Origin of the sequence: Streptomyces sp. MH60, from assembly GCF_002939385.1 — a bacterium.
GTDB lineage: Bacteria > Actinomycetota > Actinomycetes > Streptomycetales > Streptomycetaceae > Streptomyces.
Genome location: NZ_MULI01000187.1, coordinates 1 through 1,181 on the forward strand (window position 1 = coordinate 1; position 1,181 = coordinate 1,181).

Annotated in this window: 1 pseudogene; it reads left to right on the plus strand. The window is 69.7% G+C overall.

The features are described 5' to 3' along the window. Positions 1-1,181, plus strand: a pseudogene (locus BZZ08_RS38460) (alpha-1,4-glucan--maltose-1-phosphate maltosyltransferase); the annotation flags it as partial.

A 1,181-nucleotide genomic window follows, 5' to 3' on the forward strand; every position in this document is an offset into this window, starting at 1 on the left:
CCCGGCTGGCGGCGGCGTTGACGCCCCGGGTGGACGCGGTCCTGGCCCGCCACCCCCTGCGGGACCTGGTCACCTCCTCCGACCCGCTGCCCCTGCTCGTGGAACGCGAACGCGCCCTCTACGGCGCCTGGTACGAGTTCTTCCCCCGCTCCGAGGGCACCCCCACCCAGCCCCACGGCACCTTCCGCACCGCCGCCCGCCGCCTGGCCGCGATCGCCGCCATGGGCTTCGACGTCGTCTACCTCCCCCCGGTCCACCCCATCGGCACCACCCACCGCAAGGGCCGCAACAACACCCTCACCGCCACCGCCGACGACGTCGGCGTCCCCTGGGCCATCGGCTCCCCCGAAGGCGGCCACGACACCGTCCACCCCGCCCTGGGCACCCTCGACGACTTCGACCACTTCGTCACCGAAGCCACCGCACTCGGCCTGGAGATCGCCCTCGACTTCGCCCTCCAGTGCTCCCCCGACCACCCCTGGGTCCACAAACACCCCGACTGGTTCCACCACCGCCCCGACGGCTCGATCGCCCACGCCGAGAACCCGCCCAAGAAGTACCAGGACATCTACCCCATCGCCTTCGACGCCGACCCCGACGGCCTCGTCACCGAAACCGTGCGCATCCTGCACTTCTGGATGGACCACGGCGTGCGGATCTTCCGCGTCGACAACCCCCACACCAAACCCGTCGCCTTCTGGGAACGCGTCATCGCCGACATCAACGGCACCGACCCCGACGTCATCTTCCTGGCCGAGGCCTTCACCCGCCCCGCGATGATGCACACCCTCGCCCAGATCGGCTTCCAGCAGTCCTACACCTACTTCACCTGGCGCAACACCAAGCAGGAACTCACCGAGTACCTCACCGAACTGTCGGGCGAGGCCGCCGCCTACATGCGGCCCAACCTCTTCACCAACACCCCCGACATCCTGCACGCCTACCTCCAGCACGGCCACCGCCCCGCCTTCGAGGTCCGCGCCGTCCTCGCCGCCACCCTCTCCCCCACCTGGGGCATCTACAGCGGCTACGAACTCTGCGAGAACACCCCCCTGCGCGAAGGCAGCGAGGAATACCTCGACAGCGAGAAATACCAGCTCAAACCCCGTGACTGGGCCACCGCCGCCCGCGAGGGCACCACCATCGCCCCCCTCATCACCCGCCTCAACACCATCCGGCGC